Genomic DNA, 20,495 nt, shown 5'->3' on the forward strand with positions numbered 1-20,495 from the left:
ATAGCCTTCTCGTTTATGAGAGGGCTATTTTTTTCATTACATAATTAATAAAAATCTGACCATTATGCTGTTTCTTTTGTTCCCTTATGCAAATAAAACCGTTACTTTCAAAGAAAGGTTTTGCTGTAATACTCGCCTCTGTATATATCTCTCCATCCCCCAAGTTCACTGCTTCTTTTTCTAACTTCTGTAGTATGTATGAAGCTATCCTTTTCCCTTGATAATCTTTATGTGTAAATAAACGATTTACGTAATGATCATCATTATAATCGCCAAATCCCACTATCATACCGTTATGATCCGCTACATAACTAATATTCTCCTCTAAAGAATGTAACCAGCTTTCTCTATCTAGTCGCCCTGGTGCCCATGCCTGTAGCTGTAATACGTTATAATCTTTTGCATTAATTGTATGAACTGTTTCATAGAACAACTGCAATACTTGTTCTAAATCCTCTTTCTGGAATGTTCTAATTATAATATCCTTCAACATTTATGATTCTCCTTATCAAACTAACACTTAGCTTTTCCACTATCTACGATTCAATATCTCTACTCCATTATATCTTTTTATTTTTTATACGAACAAAAACAATGCTTATTCAAAGCATTGTTTTTGTAAAAAATCATATTCAATTACTTAATTAAAACTTTTTAAGATTTTAATTTCACCCTTTGTAATCGCAATGCATTTAATACGACCGATACAGAACTAAATGCCATCGCCGCTCCTGCAACCCAAGGTGCTAAGAAACCAAGCGCTGCAATCGGGATTCCTAAGCCGTTATAAGCTAGTGCCCAGAATAAATTTTGCTTAATATTTCTTATTGTCATCTTACTCATAAAGATTGCATCAGCAATACTATTTAAATCACCACGGATTAACGTAATATCTGCCGCTTCCATCGCTACATCCGTTCCTGTTCCAATTGCCATACCGATATCCGCCGTTGCAAGAGCAGGAGCATCATTTATTCCATCTCCAACCATTGCTACTTTCTTACCTTGCGCTTGCAGTTTTTTCACTTCTTCTGCTTTTCCTTCTGGTAATACTTCTGCAATTACGTGATCAATACCAACTTGCTTAGCAATTGCCTGAGCAGTTTGTGTATTATCTCCTGTAATCATAACAACGTCTAGACCCATTTTCTTAAGTCTTGCGATAGCTGCTTTTGAAGTATCTTTTACAGTATCTGCAACGGCCACTATACCAGCATATTCTCTATTGATTGCAATAAGCATTGCTGTTTTTCCTTCTCGTTCTAGCTCTTCCATCGATTTAGAAACTTCTTCAATATCAATATCGATTTTCTTCATTAATCGACGTGTACCAATTAATAATTGTCTCCCTTCTACGACTGATTCGATACCGAATCCAGGAATCGCTTCAAACGTTTCTGAACTTGGGATATCAATTTTCTTTTCTTTAATTCCTTCTACAATCGCTTCTGCAAGTGGGTGTTCAGAATTTCTTTCTGCCGCACCTACTAAGCGTAGTATTTCTTCTTCACGGAATCCATCTGCTACAATTACATCTGTTAACACAGGCTTCCCGTTTGTCACAGTACCTGTTTTATCTAAAATAACTGTATCTAATCGGTGTGTTGCTTCTAAATGCTCTCCACCTTTAAATAAAATACCATACTCAGCTGATCTTCCTGATCCAGCCATAATAGATGTAGGCGTTGCAAGGCCTAATGCACATGGACAAGCGATAACAAGTACAGCGATCATTTTCTCAAGTGCTCCGCCAAAATCACCAGGTGTAACAAATAGCATCCACACTGCAAATGTGATAATAGCAATCACAACTACAATCGGTACGAAAATACCTGAAATTTGATCTGCTACCCTTTGAATAGGAGCTTTTGAACCTTGGGCCTCTTCTACTACTTTAATAATTTGAGCTAATGCAGTATCTCTTCCTACCTTAGTCGCTTTAACTTTTAAAAACCCATTTTTATTTATTGTAGAACCGATTACTAGATCCCCAATTGTTTTATCAACTGGAATACTTTCACCTGTTAACATCGATTCATCTATTGCTGACTTTCCTTCTACAATTTCCCCATCTACTGGGATTTTTTCACCAGGCTTTACATAAACGATATCACCAGCTACCACTTCTTCGATTAAAATTTTTATTTCTGTTCCATCTCGTACAACAGTAGCGGTTTTCGCCTGTAATCCCATTAATTTTTTAATTGCTTCTGACGAGCGTCCCTTTGCTTTCGCCTCAAATAATTTACCTAAAATAATTAATGTAATAAGCACTGCACTCGTTTCAAAATACAAGTCTGTCATATGTTCCGAAGAACCAATCGACCTAATACTTAAATACACACTGTAGAAATACGCTGCAGACGTTCCAAGTGCCACGAGAACATCCATATTGGCGCTTTTATTTCGTAACGCTTTATAAGCCCCAACATAAAACTGCCCACCAATGATAAACTGAACTGGAGTTGCAAGAGCTAGCTGCACCCAAGGGTTCATAAGCATATCAGGTAAATAAATAAATGATGTAAATGAGAAATGACTTACCATTGCCCAAAGCAACGGGAATGATAAAATAAACGAAATGATAAATTTCTTCTTTTGTCGCTCAATTTCTTGTAAGCGATGATCAGTTGATCCATCTTGCTCATCTGATTTCACTTCTAATTTATATCCTAATTTCGTAATTGCACTCTTCATTTCATTTACATTAATTTCATCAGGATTAAAATCTACTGTAGCTGATTCCAAAGCGAAATTTACTGTCGCTCCGTTCACACCTTCTAACTTATTTAAACGCTTTTCTACTCTATTCGCACATGCTGCGCATGTCATCCCAGAAACAGTAAACTCAGCTTTATCACTGACAACTCCATATCCTAACGATTCAACTTTTTCCTTAAATTGTTGCGGATTTGTTTTTTGGGGATCATACATTATTTTTGTTTTTTCAAGTGCAAAATTTACATTTGCATCATGAACACCTTCTACTTTTTTTAGACCTTTTTCAATTCTATTTGCACATGCCGCACATGTCATTCCTGATATTTGAAGATTGGCCTCTTTCTGTTCATTCATGTCTCTCACCTCTATATACCCTCATAAGGTATAATTATTAACAAAATAAATCGTACTTCCTATAAAGTACGATTTATTTCCATATCTAAAAATAATTATTGAACATCGTACCCTTGATCTTCAATTACAGCAACGATATCTTTTAACGTTACAACTGGTGAGTCGATAGTAACTTCAACAGTACCTTCTGCTAATTGAACTTTCACTTGCTCAACACCGTTTAGTTCTTTCACACTGCTTTCAATAGAATTTACACAATGTCCACAAGACATACCTTCAACTTGTAATGTTAACTGTTCCATTTAAAATCCTCCTCTTGTTTCTTCATCGTTTGTTAATCACAATTACATCTTACCATACCCCCCTAAGGTAATCAATGGTTTTGTATCATGATTTTTCAATTATTTTCTAAAAGTTTATTTTACATACCCTTTTTCACACCAATACCCCGAAATCCTATATAAAGGTAAACAAAAAAACAAGCCAGTGACATACTAGCTTGTTTTTACGCTTTTGAAAAACGTTCAAATACTGTCATTAATTCTTCAATTGCTTCGTCACCATTGCCATCTTTAATAGCACCTGAAACACAATGACTTGTATGGTTTTTTAATACAACCATCCCTACTTTTTTCATCGCTGCATTAATCGCTGAAATTTGTACTAAAATATCCACGCAATAACGATCATTTTCAATCATATTTTGAATACCGCGGACTTGCCCTTCAATTCTCTTTAATCTATTTATAATTTGTTCTTTTTCTTTTTCTGATCTATGTGTTACTGCTTCATGCTCTTTATGATCCATATTATCACCTTCTTAAAGTTTCTCTTCATCCAATAAAACAATTGCTTTTACGAGTATACCAATTATAGCATTAAATATCTACGTATGATACCCCATAAGAGTATATTTACGCTTTATGCCTATTCTTAACAACTTATTAGCTTCTCAGCCTCAATTATCATGATACCCTTTCCTTTTTTCAAAAAAATAATAAGAGGGGGTTATCCATCCCCTCTTATTATTCATCCATAAATATAAAAGTCTCAATTTATACACGTATAAATTGAGACTTTTTTCTTCCTATATATAATTATTGCTGATCACATACTTTTTCATCATTCACTACTGCAGTTCCTTCCACGGTTACCGTATGAAAACAGTCATTTACACGAACTGTCACGACATTATCTTGCCGATCAATAACGTGATATTCATTAAAATTTTTATTTAGAGCACTGCGAATTTGTTCTCCTTCATAGATTGGAATGCCATGTGATAAAACCCAAATAAGCCCAGCGATAGCAAGAATAGTTTTCATACGATCTACCTCCTTGAGAATATAGTGAACTTTTAATCCGTGCTTTTTCAGCTCTACTAATCATGAATGGAATGAAACAAGCATTTTTGGAAATAAGTTCATTTCGTCTATTTTATGTTTATGCTAATTATGACCGAATTGTGACAACTTTTTGTCTCTTTAGACGAAAAGTTGAAACAAAACGTTCAAAAAGGACAATTCTACTTGCACAAACAAAAGGCTATGGAGAATTTCCCCATAGCCTTTTGTTTGCATTTGACTAGACAATCATTTCATTATGTTTAATATTAAGTGTTTCAATTTGAATTGTAGCATGTTCAATATGGAATTCTTGTTTTAACATATCAATAATATTTTGAAGTACTTCTTGATCATCTTGCTTTTTATCAATCATTACATGGACACTTAATGCATCTAATCCAGATGTAATCGTCCAAATATGAAGATCATGTAAATCACGTACACCTTCTACTCCTTTAATCGCTTGCTTCACTTTCTCTAGTTCAATTGCAACCGGTGTACCCTCCATAAGTATATGAATAGAATGTTTTGTTACTCCCCATGCGCTCTTTAAAATTAATAAAGCTACAACTACTGAAATAATTGGATCTGCAATATACCATGAGAATAATGACATAAGTGCACCAGCTACTAATGCTCCCACTGACCCTAAAGCATCCCCAAGAACATGTAAATACGCGCTACGTAAATTCACATTATTTTTCACGTCACCTTGTCTCATGAGCGCCCATGCACTAATTAAATTTGCTAGTAAACCAATTGATGCGATTAACATCATTGGACCACTTGCAACAGTTGGTGGTTCAAAAAAACGACCAATTGCTTCCCATACGATAAGCCCTGCTACAACAAATAACGTAATACCATTAATTAGTGCCGCTAAAATTTCAAAACGATAATATCCATACGTTTTTGTAGAAGTAACTGTTCTAGCGGCAAGCCCGATTGCAATTAAACTTAATAATAATGAACTTGTATCACTTAACATATGTCCTGAATCTGATAATAAAGCTAAACTATTTGTAACTAGCCCCCCGAAAAATTCAAGAAACATAATAGTTGCTGTAATTACTAAAGCTGTAATTAATCCTTTTCTATTCCCTTTTCTACTCTCCTCAAAATGATGATGTCCATGGGAATGCCCGTGAGTATGTCCATGATGTTGGTGACCGTGATGATGTCCCATATAAATGCCTCCTTTTAATTTTGTTTTGTTTTTCATAATCCCACTATTGAATTTTCACTTTATTTACAAATGGCTTTTTTCTTATCTGAATCGAACTTGTTGGACAGCTGTTACTTGCCGCCAACATTGCTTGCAAGAAAGTTTTTGGAATACCCATGATTCCTTGGTTGTTATCTAATACACCATATGATTTTCCGCTTCCATCTAATTGATATATATCAGGTGCTATAGAAGTACATAGTCCACATGCCTCACAATTCTTTTTATTTACAACCGTATAATGTAGCAATTTAACTCACCTCTGTTACAAACATACAATACATAGGTAGGGTATGTTGAAGTGTTTATTTTATACAAATTTCCCTATTTAAATAATAGTGGCTTATCGGTTTTAAATCTTTATCCAATTCATAAACCAAAGGTGTTCCTGTTAGAATGTTTACATTTTCTATATCTTCATCTGAAATTTGATCTAAATGTTTTACTAAAGCACGTATTGTATTGCCATGGGCTGCTATAATTACTTGTTTACCAGCTCTTACATTAGGAGCTATCTCTTCATTCCAATATGAAACAACTCGTTTCTCTGTATCTTCTAAATCTTCTGTAAGAGGAAACTCATACTCTTTTACATCTCTATATTTCGGATGTGCTGCTTCATATCTTTCGTCATTTTTGGTAAGTGCTGGTGGGCGTACATTTGTTGAACGTCTCCATAAAGTTACTTGTTCATCGCCATATTTTCTCGCTGTTTCTTCCTTATTTAATCCTTGAAGCGCACCGTAATGTCGCTCATTTAATTTCCATGTTTTATGAACAGGTATCCACATCAAATCCATTTCTTCGAGAGTAATCCATAAAGTACGCATCGCTCTTCTCAAAACAGATGTATATGCGATATCAAATGAGAAACCACTAGCTTTCAGCATTACTCCGGCTTCTCTTGCTTCTTCCAAACCTTTACTAGATAAATCAACATCCGTCCAACCTGTAAACCTATTTTCAACATTCCATTCACTTTGTCCGTGTCGTATTAAAACTAGCTTTACCATACTTATTATCTCCTCTCCTTTTAAAGTTGCATTTTCATAAAGAAGTATCTTTATGAAAATGCATAATTACATATCAAGATCTTTATTCTTCATTTCACTACTATGACTAAACGCTAATTCAATTAATCCATTTACGTGAGAGTCATCTAATGAATAAAAAACAAGTTTCCCCTCTTTACGCTTTTTCGCTAATCCTATCGTTTGTAATAGTCTTAAGTGATGTGAAGCTGTTGCAATACTACTATGAATAATACTTGCGACATCACGTACACAAAGCTCTTTTTCCGTATACAACGCATAAGCAATTTTCAAACGTGTTTCATCTGCAAGTGCTTTAAACATTTTCGCTACACTACTTATATTTTCTTTCTCTAACATGTCACTTGCATGTTTTACTTTTTGCTCATCATGATAACAAAGTTCGCAATGCTCTTCCTTCATTTGTAACACCTCTTATTCAAATATATATTTGATTATGTATGTATCATACCTTATAAACGAGAAACATTCAAATGTTTATTTGAATGTTTCTCGTTTATACTAAAAATCCCACTGATTATTAACCCGCAGCTACCAATCTTATGAGATTTCCGATTGTTAATACCGGATAAATCAAACCATTTTTCTTTTAGTATTCCTCCTGAGAAAAACAAAACTTTGTAAAGAGCTCCCATATAAGTTCGTTTCTACTGCATACTCCGACCTTTTCAAAAATTGACTTGAAATGATCCTGAACTGTATACGTAGAAATACACAATTCTTTTGCCACTTCTTTCGTTGACATCCCTCTAACAATTCCTACTATCACTTCTTTCTCTCTTTGAGACAAACAATAAGAATCTGCAAGAAGAGGAAAAACTTCTTCTGGCCGCGCACTTTCGAACAAAACCCTATATCCTGTATGACAACTACTGTAACCTTCTATCCTGCTCGCACGAATAACTAAAAATTGTCCACACGTTAAACTTATACAGACTGTTACTTCTTTATTAGCTTCATTCGCTTTTACTTTCGAACAAACTGCCCGTATCGGCCTCGGAATGTCATCCTCATTCAATTGCTCATATTTTCTAAAGTTTGATAACCATATGTACCCTGTTTCATCCCAATAATTTAGTCTAAGATTGTCATTTAATATAATCATGCCCATCCCTACTACTTCCATTTGTTCTTCTGAATGGATGATAAAAGATGTTCTTAAAGTATCTCCTGCCAATAAACCCACCTTCGATAAATACTTACATTCATCATGCTGAAAAGGTACGTTTGTATTATCTCGAAACAAACTTAAGTGTCCAAAACATTTTCCTTTACTCATACAAGCCACTCTTACTTCATCTATAAAACCGGCTGGTTTTAAAATATTTCGATACCTAGCGCTTTTTATCGGAGTATCATTTGTGACAATACGTATCGCACCAACATGTGGGGACTTTCGTGCTAAATCTTTAAATTTGTTGTAATCATCCTCTAAAAATTCATTCATAAATAACTGCGAATGCAGTTGTTCAATTCTTCGATCTGTATATGCACCGGTTGTTAAAAATGTGCGCTGGTCTATAGCGGCAAAACAGGAAGCATCAAAAGGAATTACCTTTTTTAAGATATTTAAAAATTCTTTTTGAAATTGTCTAATTGATCTCTCACTTTTCATCAACACTGTTATTTTTTTCGTTGCCTGTTCATAAATCATCTTGATTCCCCCCCAGATTTATGGGATTGTTTCCTCTAACCATTTCATTTCATAATAAAGTGAAACTTCATTGTAAAAGAGGAGGCTAAAATATGAGCTGGAATGATCGTACTGTACATACATATGAACAAACAATTCCGTTGAAAATCCCTGGATATTTTACCCTTTATGAAATGGTGAACCATTTTTTATTTACGACACTCCCTAAAGAAAATATGAATCCAAATTTACTAGTTATAGGTGCTGGTGGTGGACAAGAAATTCTCTCAATAGGTAAACAAAATAGCAACTTATCTTTTACAGGTGTTGATCCATCTAAAAGCATGCTACAGTTAGCTAAAAAAAGAATTAAAAACGAAGACTTGCGAAATCAAATTCACTTTGTACATGGAACTGTTCATTCATTATTAACCAATCCATTATTTGACGCCGCTACTTGTATGCTTGTTCTTCACTTCATCCCAACTATGAAGGAGAAAAAAGAGTTACTTAATGAAATTAGTAGTCGCTTAAAGCCTGGCGCTCCACTCTTTCTCTCTTCAATAAATGGTCTACCCCATACGAGTATGTTTTCTGTACAATTAAATGCTTGGCGCAACCATATGATGCAAAATCAAATTCCATTAGAAGATTGGAACCGATTTGAAAATTCCTTTGAAACGGAAATATTCCCTATTGCCGAAACGAATCTTCTAACTATTATGGAGGAATGTGGCTTTACTCACATCACTCGCTTTTTCAGTAGCTTTTTAATTGATGGATACGTTTCCTTTAAACAATAATGAAAAAAGGTAAGCAATTGCTTACCTTTTTTCCATCTTCTATACGTGACTAATAAATCTTAATCCTTTACTTAAAGATGTGGGCACAACTGATGCATGATTCTCCCCTTCAGCCTCATAAAACGTAAATCTAAACTGATCGTGTTTTACTTGGAGAAGGCGCTCTGACAATTCGTTTGCCCCTACAACCATATGCTCTCGTTCTAGTGACCCAACTGTAAGGAACACTCCCGTTTCAAACTTGGCACTATTTAATTCACTTATAAGGTTCTCTTCTTTTTCAAGCACAGATTGGTTATTCCACCAAATAGATGGACTACTTATAAAATAATTTTGAAAAGCATTTACGTTTGTAAATAGTATATGTAAAGCAAATAGACCACCTAGTGAATGCCCAAATAACGTTTGTTTTCCTTTATTAATCTCAAAATTCTTTTCAATCTGCGGCTTTAATTCTTCTTCAATAAAAGTAAAGAAATTATGTGCTCCTCCTGTTTTAGGCCACGGTTTACCGTCTGGTTTTAAAGGCGCATCTTTTGAAATTACGCTAGGCGTAAAATCATAGCACCTTTCTTCACCTGAAAACGCCCCTTCAATTGGATAACCAATACCTACTATAATGGCTGGTGAAACACCTGTTTTTTCTGCTCTAACTGATTGTATTTTAACCGCTTCATGGAATGTTTGAAAAAAGGCATTACCATCTAATACGTATATAACAGGATATCCTGACTCTGGTGCTGGTTGCCTCGGCTTTGAAATATGAATTTGATATTCCTTACCTTCTAATTTCGAATACATTTTCCACTTTTCTGTATTAGATGTTATAATCTGCTGTTTTTCAATAGTAATATTCATTTTATATTCCCCCCTTTTAACTTGTTACATATATTTCTACTTTTTCTTCTTGAGATACAACGCTATCGTAGCCGAAACAAACAGGAGACCCATTATACGGATCAATCATGACACGCGCATCAATATGAAATACTTCTTTTAACACTTCATTTGTAATGATTTCTTCTGGGATACCAGTTGTAACGATCTCCCCTTCCTTCATTGCAATAATTTCATCTGAAAACCTTGCTGCATGGTTAATATCATGTAGTACCATTACGACCGTACAATTATGTTCTTTATTTAACTTCTCCACAATTTGTAATACATCTAGTTGATGAGACATATCAAGGTATGTCGTTGGTTCATCTAGTAGTAATACTTCTGTCTCTTGTGCTAAAGCCATTGCTAACCATACCTTTTGCCTTTGACCACCTGATAAATTGGCAATTTGTCTCGTTCGAAATTCAGAAGTTTTCGTAATATCTAATGCCCAATCAATCATCTCTTTATCTTTTGAAGTTAACTTATTTACGTTATTTCGATGTGGATAGCGTCCATAAGAAATTAATTCTTCTACTTTAAGCTCTCCTGGCGCAATTGGAGTTTGCGGTAGTAAAGCTAACTGCTTCGCAATTTCTTTCGTTGGAATTGCATTTAAATCCTGTCCTTGTAAATATACTTTACCGCTCTTTTGCTTTAAAATTCTTCCCATTGTTTTTAACAATGTCGATTTACCGCACCCGTTTGGTCCTATAATTGTCGTTACTTTTCCTTCTTGTATTTCCACATTTAAATCGCGAAACACTGTAAGCTTTTCATAACTCGTTTCTAAATTTTTTGCACTTAAAATACTCACTTTTATTCCTCCTCTTACGCTTTCGCCTTATAAAGTAAATATAAGAAATACGGTACACCGACAATAGAAATGACGATTCCAACTGGTAACTCTACAGGTGTGAAGACTGTTTTTGCAATAAAGTCTGAAGCAATTACAAGGAACATTCCGATTACTCCGCACGTAGGAATGATATGCTTATGCTGAATACCAACTAGCCTTTTCGCTATATGCGGTGCCATTAGTCCAATGAAGCCTATACTTCCTGAAACAGCAACACATGCGCTCACAAGCCCGATACTACTTAGTAGTAAAATAGATTTCTCTCTTTCTACTGAAACACCTAAACTTGTAATACTCGTTTCTTCCAATTGAAATAAATCTAATAAATAGGCTTTCTTTTGTATAAGCGGAATTAATATGATAAGCCACGGCAACATAGCAACAATATACTTCCAGTTTGCGCTATATATGCTTCCAGACACCCAAACTGCAGCCATTTCGAAATCAGTTGACTTCATTTTGAGTGATAAGTACATAGAAAATGCCCCAAATCCTGATCCAATTGCAATCCCTGTTAATAAAAGACGCTGCGAATCTAACTTACCGTTTTTCCAAGAAAACAGATAAATGATGATAGCTGCACCTAATCCGCCAACTAAACCAAACATCGGCATCATCATAATAGAAACCCAGTCTGTGCTCTTTAATTGTCCTTGAAAGAAAAACATAAAGATGACGATTGCTGTTCCTGCCCCGGCATTTACTCCTAAAATACCTGGATCTGCCAATCCATTTCTCGTAATCCCTTGAATAACAGCACCTGCAACGCCTAGGCCTAATCCTACTAATCCAGCAATTACGATGCGCGGAAGACGAAACTCAAAAATAACTAAATCATGGTCTGGTACTGGATCTATTCTAAAGAGTGTTTTAAATACATCTTTAATCGTAATATCAAACGTACCATTCGTTAAACTAATATAAATAGCACATAGTATTAAAAATATAATAATCCCCATCGTCATTCCGAAACGTTGACTTGAACTTTTAAGCATGTCTCTCTCCTCCTCTTGTACGGATTAAATAAAGGAAGAAAGGAATTCCAATTAGGGAGGTAACGACTCCAATTGGTGTTTCAAATGGATAGTTTACAAATCTACTCAAAACGTCACATAATGCTAAGAAAACGCCACCAATAACGCCTGCACATGGCAAAATCCACTTATAATCTACCCCAATTATAAAGCGAGTAATGTGCGGAATAATTAAACCTACAAAACCTACTTTCCCGACTAAAGCAACTGCTGTCCCTGTTAAGAAAATAACTGATAAAATTGCCATCGCTTTAACTAGTTTTGTACGTTGCCCTAAATTAATAGAAACTTCTTCGCCTAAAGAAAGAATCGTAATAGATTTTGATATTAACAGTGCTAAAATTATTCCAATTATCCCAAACGGTATCGTAATTTTAATGATATTAGGGTCCACTTGGTCTAACTTTGCATTAAACCAAAAACTAACATTTTGAGAAATTTGAAAATATGAAGCCATCGCGGCCGATACACTGCTTAAAAATGTTCCGATAACTGTTCCGATAATCGCTAACCTAACTGGCGATAAGCCATTTTGAAGGAGCGAACCAAAACCAAACACGATACCGGCTCCTAGTGCAGAACCAAGCATTGAACATATAACCATACCAATCGATGACATTCCCGGAAGAAAAATCATACAAAGTGTAATAACAAAGGCTGCCCCATCCGTCACACCCATAATAGAAGGGGATGCAAGATAGTTTCTTGTCATCCCCTGCATAAGTGCTCCTGATATGGCTAGAAATGCTCCGACTAAAAGAGCTGCAACTACCCTTGGTAAACGTGAAGTAATAATAATATTATGATTTACATCGCTTGAATCAAAATGAAATAATGCGTTCCACACTGTTTCAGCATCAATACTTTTGGCCCCATACAAAATAGAAAGTATAACTGTAAATAAGATGAGTATGGGTGCTATACATAATATAGTCACTGGTACTGCATTTGTTTTCTGCATATCATTCAACGCACCTTACTTATTGTATTATTTAGATAAATTTTTCACTGCTTCTTTTAAGAATGCTGTTTTACTCCAAGCTGTACCACCTTGTGCCATTGGGTCTACAACGTTTACAAATACTTTCTTTTCTTTCGCAGCATTCATACTTTGCCAAATTGGATTTTTTTCAATTTCTTCTAGCACTTTCGGGTTTTTATTTTCAGTTGTCTCATATTGTAAGAAAATATAATCTGGGTTAAGCTCAGCAAGTTTTTCAAATGAAATTTTCTCTTGTGCTTTTACAGTTTTAAGTTGCTCTGGAGCAGTTAATCCAAGATCTTTATAAATTACAGGATTGAAGTATACTCCTTCTGGATATAGGAATAATTCGTTTGCTCTAAGTCTGATTACAAGAACTTTTTTGTCTTTTAACTTATCCCCTAGTTTTGCTTTTGCTTTTTCAGCATCTGCATTGTAATCTTTAATAATTTTTTCTGCTTTATCTTTTTTACCAGTTAATTCTCCCATTAACTTTAAGTTATCTTCCCAATTTGTTGAAACGTGTGATACCGGGAATGTAGGAGCTACTTTTGTAAACTTTTCAGCTGTTTCTGCTGGGAATTTCGTACTTGATGTAATAACATCTGGTTTTAATTGAAGTAATGTTTCAAAATTCGGCTCCATTTTCTCACCAACAGATTTTGCACCTTCTAAATCTTTTTCAAGATACTTTGGTAATTTACCCCCAACAGTAATGGCACCTACTGGTTTAATTCCAAGTACTGCCGCATCTTCCATTGACTCTAAACTAGCTGTTGCAATTTTATCTACTTTTGCTGGTACTGTATATTCTTTACCTAAATATGTAATTTTTCGTTTTTCGTCTTTTTTCGTTTCCGTAGCTTTTGTCTGTTGCTTTTGCTCTCCTGAAGTCTTATCCGCACTATTACATGCTGCTAATCCTACACTTAAAACTGTAACCATCCCTAATGTAAATAACTTCTTATTCATCTTTATATATCTCCTCTCGAATTTTCAAACAATATTCTTAATAAAATTTAACTATATGAAAATTGTCTTACATATATATTTCATTAGATTAATAATTCTATCCAGAACTCATTCTCGTTCACTTCCCCTAAGCTATAATTCTTTTACACCTCATCCATTGATAACCTCTTTCACTGATAATGATTATCGTTACTAAGTATATATTTAATATGCAATTATTTCAAGAAAGATTTGAAAAATTTTAACAAACTGAGAAAAAAAGAAGTATCCGCCCATTTCCAGGAATATACTTCTTTTTTAGGAATTTATATGTAATTCAACTGGGCAATGATCTGATCCCATCACTTCACTATTAATTTTCGCCTCTGTTATCTTGTCTTTCATTCTTTCGGAAACAACAAAATAATCTAAACGCCATCCAATATTTTTCGCTCTCGCTCCCATACGATACGACCACCATGAGTATGCACCTTCCTGATCAGGATAAAGATAACGATATGTATCAATAAACCCTTCTTCTAAAATACGTGTAAATTTCTCTCGTTCCTCATCAGAGAATCCAGGGTTTTTACGATTACTTTTTGGATTTTTCAAATCGATTTCTTTATGAGCAACGTTTAAATCACCGCAAAAAACAACTGGTTTCTTCTCATCTAACCGCTTAATATACGCCCGGAAATCGTCTTCCCATTTCATTCTGTAATCTAAACGCTCTAATCCTCGTTTTGAATTCGGTGTATATAACGTTATCATGTAAAAATCTTCGAACTCTAAAGTAATAACTCGTCCTTCTTGATCATGCTCTTCAATGTCTAAACCGTATGTAACAGAAAGCGGTTCTTTTTTCGTGAAAATAGCCGTTCCGGAATAGCCTTTTTTCACGGCATAATTCCAGTATGTATAATATCTCTCTAAGTTTAAATCAATTTGTCCATCTTGTAATTTAATCTCTTGTAAACAAAATATATCAGCATTTGATTCCTCGAGATATTCTAAAAATCCACCTTTCGCGATAACTGCACGTAAACCATTTACATTCCATGAAATTAACTTCATTTATAGCCCTCCTCTTGATGTTTATTTCCAAATTTCATGCTATCACAAAATAGAAAAACAATCATATTTTCACCTTTGTAATCTTGCTCTTACATTTGTGAATACATACATACGCACTTTATTCAGGTTATACTAATTTCAGAGGTGATGTTCTTTGCACAATGAAGGAATTACATTAACAAATGAGCATTGGCAAGCAATTATTCAGAATGATTCTTCCTATGATAGCAAATTCTTTTATGCCGTGAAATCAACCGGAATCTTTTGTAGACCGTCATGCAAATCAAGAATACCGAATAGAAACAATGTACGAATTTTTCATCATGCAGAGCAAGCATTAAGTGAAAACTTTCGCCCGTGCAAACGTTGTAAGCCAAATGGACTAACTTTACCTAATGAAGAATGGGTAGAACAAATTAAAGATTATATAGAAAAGCACTTTAACGAATTATTAACTCTCGACATACTTGCGGAAATGTGCCATGGTAGCCCCTTTCATTTACAACGCACTTTCAAAAAAATGACAGGAATAAGTCCAATAGAATATATACAACAGTTTAGGATTGTTAAAGCGGCAGAACACCTTTTACAAACAAATCAATCCATTAAAGAAATTAGTACTGCTGTCGGGATAGAAAACCCCGAGTATTTTGCAACTTTATTTAAAAAGAAAACCGGCTTTACTCCTACTGAGTATCGAAAAAAGAACGAAATGAAAGAGGGATACAATAATGAATTCCTACAAAAATAATTATATATATTGGACGCTACTTACACATGAAAATTGGCAGTTTCATATTGCTGCAACTGAAAATGGACTATGTTTCATTGGATCTCAAGGTGAAAACATTGAAGAACTAAATATATGGGCTAGAAAAAAATTGCCACAACATATATTGACCTGTAATCCCGATTATCTACAAACATATACGAAAGAAATTATTGAGTATTTAGAAAGTAGGCGAGAAACTTTTACATTCCCTATCGATGCTTACGGAACTATATTTCAATTATCTGTTTGGAATACGGTACGTGAAATTCCTTATGGAAAGACATATTCTTATTCAGAAATTGCCGAAACAATACAAAAACCTACTGCGGTACGTGCTGTTGCTACCGCTATTGCTGCCAACCCTCTTCTCATTACAATTCCTTGTCATCGTGTTATTGGAAAGAATGGGAAACTAACTGGTTTTAGAGGTGGATTAGAAATGAAAAAAGAGTTGCTTACATTAGAAAAGTCGCAGGTAGAATGCATATGACAGCAGAATATACTAGCACATTAACTTTAGCAGTTCCAACAGAATTTATTTTCCAAGAGAATTTACGCTATCTATCACGTTCTAACAATGAATGTATGTTCCACATTGAAGATAACAAAATTTATAAAGTTATCCCTGTTAAGGGCGTAAATCCTTTAGTTGAAATTAGTATGAATACGGATGGATATATTCAAATACGTTTTTTAGAAGAATTATATACATCTGAAGAGTCGATACACGAAGCTGTAGCTAACTATGTGAAAGAGTGGTTTGATTTAACTACTGATTTAGCTCCCTTTTATACATTAGCTAAACATGATGTACTTCTTCAAAGGCCAATTGAACAATATTATGGGCTTCGTACTTTAGGTATTCCAGACTTATTTGAGGCACTTTCCTGGGGAATTATCGGTCAGCAAATTAATCTCACATATGCTTATACGCTAAAAAGACGATTAGTCGAACACTTTGGAAGTTATGTAGAGTGGAACGATAGAAAACATTGGATATTCCCTTCTCCTGAAACAATTGCACATTTACACGTAGACGATCTCAAAAAATTAAAAATGACGACTAGAAAATGTGAATATTTAATCGGTATTGCAAAGCTTATTACAGAAGGAAAACTATCAAAAGAATCTTTACTGCAAATACAAGATGTGAAACAAGCTGAAAAACAATTAACCGCTATACATGGTATAGGACCGTGGACTGCCAACTATGTTTTAATGCGCTGTTTACGCTTTCCTTCCGCCTTTCCAATTGACGATGTTGGCTTGCACAATGCAATTAAATATATAACAGGTTCCGAAAGTAAACCGACTAAACAGGAAATAAAAGATTTTGCGGCAAATTGGATTAACTGGGAGTCTTACGCAACTTTTTATTTGTGGCGAGTATTATATTAAAAAACCAAGTAGCACGTTTGCACTACTTGGTTCTTTTTTAAGCTTGTTCTTCGAATCGTCTTGCAATCTCTATAATAACTTGAACAGCTTTCTCCATAACATCTACCGAAACATACTCAAATTTACCGTGATAGTTTTCACCACCTGTGAAAATATTCGGCGTTGGTAATCCCATATACGATAATTGTGACCCATCTGTTCCACCACGAATCGGATGAATGTTTGGTTCGATATTTAAGCTTTTCATAGCTTCATATGCAATATCAACAATTTCTCTCACTGGTTCGATTTTTTCAAGCATGTTGTAGTATTGATCATTCATTTCTAAAACGACTGCATCTTGTCCATACTTCTCTTGCATTTGCTTCACAATATTTTCAACGTTATGTTTACGCGCTTCAAAATTTTCACGATCAAAATCTCGAATAATATAATATGCTTTATTTTGCTCAACATCACCATTTAAAGAAAGTAAATGATAGAATCCTTCATAACCCTCTGTATATTCTGGTGCCTCTTCCACCGGTAAATAGCTATTAAACTCCATCGCAAGTTTAGTTGCGTTACGCATTTTATTTTTCGCTGTTCCAGGATGTGTATTCGTTCCATTAAACGTTAACTTAGCGCCTGCAGCATTAAAGCTTTCATACTCTAAACCACCTAATGGACCTCCATCCATCGTATAAGCACATGATGCACCAAATGCTTCTACATCAAAATGCGCTGGCCCACGGCCAATTTCTTCATCCGGCGTAAATGCCACTCTAATTTTCCCATGCTTAATTTGCGGATTATGTATTAAATAGTTCATTGCCACCATAATTTCTGTAAGACCAGCCTTATCATCTGCTCCTAGAAGTGTCGTACCATCCGTTGTAATAATGGTATGCCCTTTATATGATGGTAACTCTGGGAACTGTTCTGGCGTTAACACAACATTTAGCTCCTCATTTAACGTAATTGCATTGCCATCAAAATTTTCATGAATTTGTGGTTTTACGTTTTTCCCTGTAAAATCTGTTGCCGTATCTAAATGTGCTAAAAAGCCAATTACAGGAACATCCTTATCTGTATTAGCAGGAAGTGTTGCCATTACATAACCGTTATCATCCATCGTCACTTCTGTTAACCCAATTTCTTTTAGCTCTTCCACTAATAACTTACCAAACTCAATTTGTCCAGGTGTTGTTGGTACTGTATGACTTTCTTCATTTGATTGTGTATCAATCTTTACATATCTCGTAAATCTTTCAATAAGTTCTTGTTTCAAACTCGTTCACTCCCTTTTACGTTTCTCTTTCTATTATAATCCTTAAAACGAAATATTTTAACTTTTTTGACTGCGAATATATATTTCATTTGTATTTTAGAAATTATAAATAACAGCTAAAAAGTCGTAATATTTGTACATTAAGACTCTTACATGTAATATACATAATTATAAAATATGGGAGGTATTAAAGATGAGGCTAACTCTCTTTCGCTATTTTCTTTTTTTCTTAGGATTAATTTTTTTCGGCCTTGGAAATGCTCTTGCAGTCAAAGTTAAATTTCTCGGTTTACATCCTTGGGAAGTTTTAAACATGGCTCTCTACCAACGGTTTGGATGGACCATTGGTACGTGGAGTGTCATATGTGGATTATGTCTCGTTCTCATTTCTTTACTAGTAGATCGAAAATATATAAATGTGGGTACATTTTTAAACGCACTACTTATCGGTCCCATTATGGACTTTTTCTTACAATCAAATATCCTTCCAAATGCTAGTGATTATTTATGGATAAACTTACTCATTTTATTTGCTGGTATTGCAATTACAGGTATTGGGGGAGGAATGTACGTTGCGGCTGGGATTGGTGCTGGACCTCGCGATGGATTCATGCTTACTATTTCCGACAAAACAGGACTGTCTATTAGCCGTGCTAGAATTATAGTAGAATGTGTTGTACTAGTTATTGGATTTATACTAGGAGGTCCTGTTTTCATCGTAACTTTTCTGTACACCTTTATTCAAAGTCCAATCTTTCAGCAATCATTTAAGATGTTTCAAACACTTTTACATACTTTACATAGCAAAAACAAAGAGCAAATTAATGAAAATTTATAAAACATCACTTAATACAAATAAATTCACCCTATTTACGATTCTCACCGCAAATAGGGTGTTTTTTTCATCTCACAATTTAAGAATATATACTACTCATTCACAATAAAAGTATATACATCGTTATAAATACAACCATTTACCCTAATAACGTACTTCCCAGCTTTACTAAAACGAATTGTGTATTTATTTAGCTGAATTGCTTCTTTATCTCCAGAAAGAACATCAATGCTTCTGCCACTTAATACATATAATTCATTTAGATTCATCGATACATCAATTGTATTGAAATTCTCCTCTTTCACTTGCTGTGCTTCCGCAGCACTTACACTTGGTTCTAAAAACAGTAGTCCACTTAATCCAATCGTCCCCGCTAAAGCAACTCCCGCAAACTTTTTAATCTTTTTCATCACAATGTCCTCCTTATAAATTTTGTGTAAAGGTGATTTCCCCCTCTACACCACAAAGCCTATATGTAATGAAATGAAAAGTAAACGGGGACCGTAAGACAAAATTTTACATGTTTTTCTCCAATTGAATAGAAATCCAACGTTTGGAGTTTTGTCATATTTAAAATAGTTTCTCTAAGCCCACTTCTATTTATATTATTCAGAATTTGTATAATTACTTATTGATTTAAGATTCTAAAAATAGTTGATAAAGATTCTTTATAAAAAAAAGAGTATGTTTTTAAAATATCCATTAAAACATACTCCGTATATGCAATTTCATTCTCCTGTCCATAACCTCTCTACGTTTATTAATTGTTCCCCGTTACATTCTAGCTTGTATACATCAGGCTTCGATGTATGTATAAGAAATTCAAACCCGTATTGCTTATCAAAATAATTCATCATTAAAGTCATTACAAGCCCATGCGTACCAATTACAATTTTTTGCCCTTGGAAATCCATTAATATTTCCTTTAACACTTTCACTACCCTTACCTGACAATCCTTATATGACTCTCCTTCTGTTAGTGCAAAATCTGGATCAGAGAACATCTTCTTTACAAGTGGATACACCTCTTTATCTGATATAATCTGATCCTCATTTGAAAACATACACTCTTTGAGATTTTCATATACTACTATTTCTTTTTCATAGAAATCAGCTGCTTTTTCTATCGTTAACATAGCCCTCTTATACGGACTTGAAATGAAAGTATCAATTCCCTCTGTTTTCAATAGTTCAATTACTCTATGAGCATCTAAACTTCCCTTCTCAGTTAACCCACGCGTTCTTTCATTTCCTTCTAATTTTGGTGATTCCCCATGCCTAACCATATAAATATATGTACTCAT

Annotated in this window: 24 protein-coding genes; 5 read left to right on the top strand and 19 right to left on the bottom strand. The window is 34.5% G+C overall.

Going from position 1 to position 20,495, the window contains the following annotated elements; all coding sequences use genetic code 11:
- Positions 1-13: 13 nt before the first annotated feature.
- From F8162_RS08710 to F8162_RS08755, 10 genes are all read right to left on the bottom strand, one after another.
- The gene (locus F8162_RS08710) at positions 14-493 is read right to left on the bottom strand and encodes a GNAT family N-acetyltransferase (RefSeq protein WP_151632475.1); all 480 of its coding nucleotides are present in this window, start codon (positions 491-493) and stop codon (positions 14-16) included.
- A 161-nt stretch (positions 494-654) separates the two neighbouring features.
- The gene (locus tag F8162_RS08715) at positions 655-3,075 is read right to left on the bottom strand and encodes a heavy metal translocating P-type ATPase (RefSeq protein WP_151632477.1); all 2,421 of its coding nucleotides are present in this window, start codon (positions 3,073-3,075) and stop codon (positions 655-657) included.
- A gap of 95 nt (positions 3,076-3,170) precedes the next feature.
- Positions 3,171-3,377: a copper chaperone CopZ gene (gene copZ / locus F8162_RS08720; protein WP_151632479.1), complete on the bottom strand. Its 207-nt coding sequence runs from the start codon at positions 3,375-3,377 to the stop codon at positions 3,171-3,173.
- A 203-nt stretch (positions 3,378-3,580) separates the two neighbouring features.
- Positions 3,581-3,883, bottom strand: a complete 303-nt coding sequence (locus tag F8162_RS08725; RefSeq protein WP_151632481.1) for a metal-sensing transcriptional repressor — start codon at positions 3,881-3,883, stop codon at positions 3,581-3,583.
- A 289-nt stretch (positions 3,884-4,172) separates the two neighbouring features.
- On the bottom strand, positions 4,173-4,400 hold the full coding sequence (locus F8162_RS08730; RefSeq protein ID WP_151632483.1) for a hypothetical protein: 228 nt from the start codon (positions 4,398-4,400) through the stop codon (positions 4,173-4,175).
- A gap of 259 nt (positions 4,401-4,659) precedes the next feature.
- A complete protein-coding gene (locus F8162_RS08735) occupies positions 4,660-5,607 on the bottom strand; it encodes a cation diffusion facilitator family transporter (RefSeq protein ID WP_151632485.1) in 948 nt (315 codons plus the stop codon).
- A gap of 43 nt (positions 5,608-5,650) precedes the next feature.
- Positions 5,651-5,896, bottom strand: coding sequence for a ferredoxin (locus tag F8162_RS08740; protein WP_151632487.1), 246 nt, complete (start codon positions 5,894-5,896; stop codon positions 5,651-5,653).
- Positions 5,897-5,951: 55 nt separating this feature from the next.
- Positions 5,952-6,659, bottom strand: coding sequence for a 2,3-diphosphoglycerate-dependent phosphoglycerate mutase (gpmA, locus tag F8162_RS08745; RefSeq protein WP_151632489.1), 708 nt, complete (start codon positions 6,657-6,659; stop codon positions 5,952-5,954).
- A 66-nt stretch (positions 6,660-6,725) separates the two neighbouring features.
- Positions 6,726-7,100, bottom strand: a complete 375-nt coding sequence (locus F8162_RS08750; protein ID WP_151632491.1) for an ArsR/SmtB family transcription factor — start codon at positions 7,098-7,100, stop codon at positions 6,726-6,728.
- Between the two features lie 187 nt (positions 7,101-7,287).
- Positions 7,288-8,352: a helix-turn-helix transcriptional regulator gene (locus tag F8162_RS08755; RefSeq protein WP_151632493.1), complete on the bottom strand. Its 1,065-nt coding sequence runs from the start codon at positions 8,350-8,352 to the stop codon at positions 7,288-7,290.
- A gap of 92 nt (positions 8,353-8,444) precedes the next feature.
- Between F8162_RS08755 and F8162_RS08760 the strand changes: the two genes are divergently transcribed.
- A complete protein-coding gene (locus tag F8162_RS08760) occupies positions 8,445-9,134 on the top strand; it encodes a class I SAM-dependent methyltransferase (protein WP_151632495.1) in 690 nt (229 codons plus the stop codon).
- Between the two features lie 39 nt (positions 9,135-9,173).
- Here the strand turns inward: F8162_RS08760 and F8162_RS08765 are convergent, their stop codons facing one another.
- The 6 genes from F8162_RS08765 to F8162_RS08790 all read right to left on the bottom strand — a co-directional run bounded on the left by F8162_RS08765 (position 9,174) and on the right by F8162_RS08790 (position 14,916).
- Positions 9,174-9,992 carry an alpha/beta hydrolase gene (locus F8162_RS08765; protein ID WP_151632497.1) on the bottom strand — a complete coding sequence of 273 codons (819 nt, stop codon included), beginning with the start codon at positions 9,990-9,992 and terminating at the stop codon, positions 9,174-9,176.
- A gap of 16 nt (positions 9,993-10,008) precedes the next feature.
- On the bottom strand, positions 10,009-10,830 hold the full coding sequence (locus F8162_RS08770) for an ABC transporter ATP-binding protein (RefSeq protein WP_151632499.1): 822 nt from the start codon (positions 10,828-10,830) through the stop codon (positions 10,009-10,011).
- A 14-nt stretch (positions 10,831-10,844) separates the two neighbouring features.
- The gene (locus F8162_RS08775) at positions 10,845-11,867 is read right to left on the bottom strand and encodes a FecCD family ABC transporter permease (RefSeq protein WP_151632501.1); all 1,023 of its coding nucleotides are present in this window, start codon (positions 11,865-11,867) and stop codon (positions 10,845-10,847) included.
- Positions 11,860-12,867, bottom strand: coding sequence for a FecCD family ABC transporter permease (locus F8162_RS08780; RefSeq protein WP_151632503.1), 1,008 nt, complete (start codon positions 12,865-12,867; stop codon positions 11,860-11,862). Before F8162_RS08780 ends, F8162_RS08775 begins: the two co-directional genes overlap by 8 nt.
- Before the next feature lie 27 nt (positions 12,868-12,894).
- Complete coding sequence (locus F8162_RS08785) at positions 12,895-13,860, bottom strand: iron-hydroxamate ABC transporter substrate-binding protein (RefSeq protein WP_060631908.1); 966 nt, start codon at positions 13,858-13,860, stop codon at positions 12,895-12,897.
- A 297-nt stretch (positions 13,861-14,157) separates the two neighbouring features.
- On the bottom strand, positions 14,158-14,916 hold the full coding sequence (locus tag F8162_RS08790) for an exodeoxyribonuclease III (RefSeq protein WP_151632505.1): 759 nt from the start codon (positions 14,914-14,916) through the stop codon (positions 14,158-14,160).
- Between the two features lie 154 nt (positions 14,917-15,070).
- Between F8162_RS08790 and adaA the strand changes: the two genes are divergently transcribed.
- From adaA to F8162_RS08805, 3 genes are read left to right on the top strand one after another with little or no spacing between them, the layout of a single operon-like run.
- Positions 15,071-15,667, top strand: a complete 597-nt coding sequence (gene adaA, locus F8162_RS08795) for a bifunctional transcriptional activator/DNA repair enzyme AdaA (RefSeq protein ID WP_151632507.1) — start codon at positions 15,071-15,073, stop codon at positions 15,665-15,667.
- Positions 15,648-16,178: a methylated-DNA--[protein]-cysteine S-methyltransferase gene (locus F8162_RS08800; protein ID WP_151632509.1), complete on the top strand. Its 531-nt coding sequence runs from the start codon at positions 15,648-15,650 to the stop codon at positions 16,176-16,178. Before adaA ends, F8162_RS08800 begins: the two co-directional genes overlap by 20 nt.
- A complete protein-coding gene (locus F8162_RS08805) occupies positions 16,175-17,086 on the top strand; it encodes a DNA-3-methyladenine glycosylase family protein (RefSeq protein WP_151632512.1) in 912 nt (303 codons plus the stop codon). Before F8162_RS08800 ends, F8162_RS08805 begins: the two co-directional genes overlap by 4 nt.
- A 37-nt stretch (positions 17,087-17,123) precedes the next feature.
- Here the strand turns inward: F8162_RS08805 and pepT are convergent, their stop codons facing one another.
- Positions 17,124-18,356, bottom strand: coding sequence for a peptidase T (pepT, locus tag F8162_RS08810; protein ID WP_087958665.1), 1,233 nt, complete (start codon positions 18,354-18,356; stop codon positions 17,124-17,126).
- A 193-nt stretch (positions 18,357-18,549) separates the two neighbouring features.
- Here pepT and F8162_RS08815 point away from each other — a divergent pair, with 193 nt between their 5' ends.
- Positions 18,550-19,194 (top strand): YczE/YyaS/YitT family protein, encoded by a 645-nt coding sequence (locus F8162_RS08815; protein ID WP_151632514.1) that lies wholly within the window; start codon positions 18,550-18,552, stop codon positions 19,192-19,194.
- A gap of 89 nt (positions 19,195-19,283) precedes the next feature.
- Here the strand turns inward: F8162_RS08815 and F8162_RS08820 are convergent, their stop codons facing one another.
- Entirely contained in the window at positions 19,284-19,601 is a 318-nt protein-coding gene (locus tag F8162_RS08820; protein ID WP_151632516.1) for a hypothetical protein, read from the bottom strand.
- 318 nt (positions 19,602-19,919) lie between these two features.
- Positions 19,920-20,495, bottom strand: coding sequence for a histidine phosphatase family protein (locus F8162_RS08825; RefSeq protein ID WP_151632518.1), 576 nt, complete (start codon positions 20,493-20,495; stop codon positions 19,920-19,922).

Source organism: Bacillus sp. CH140a_4T, assembly GCF_008923725.1.
GTDB lineage: Bacteria > Bacillota > Bacilli > Bacillales > Bacillaceae_G > Bacillus_A.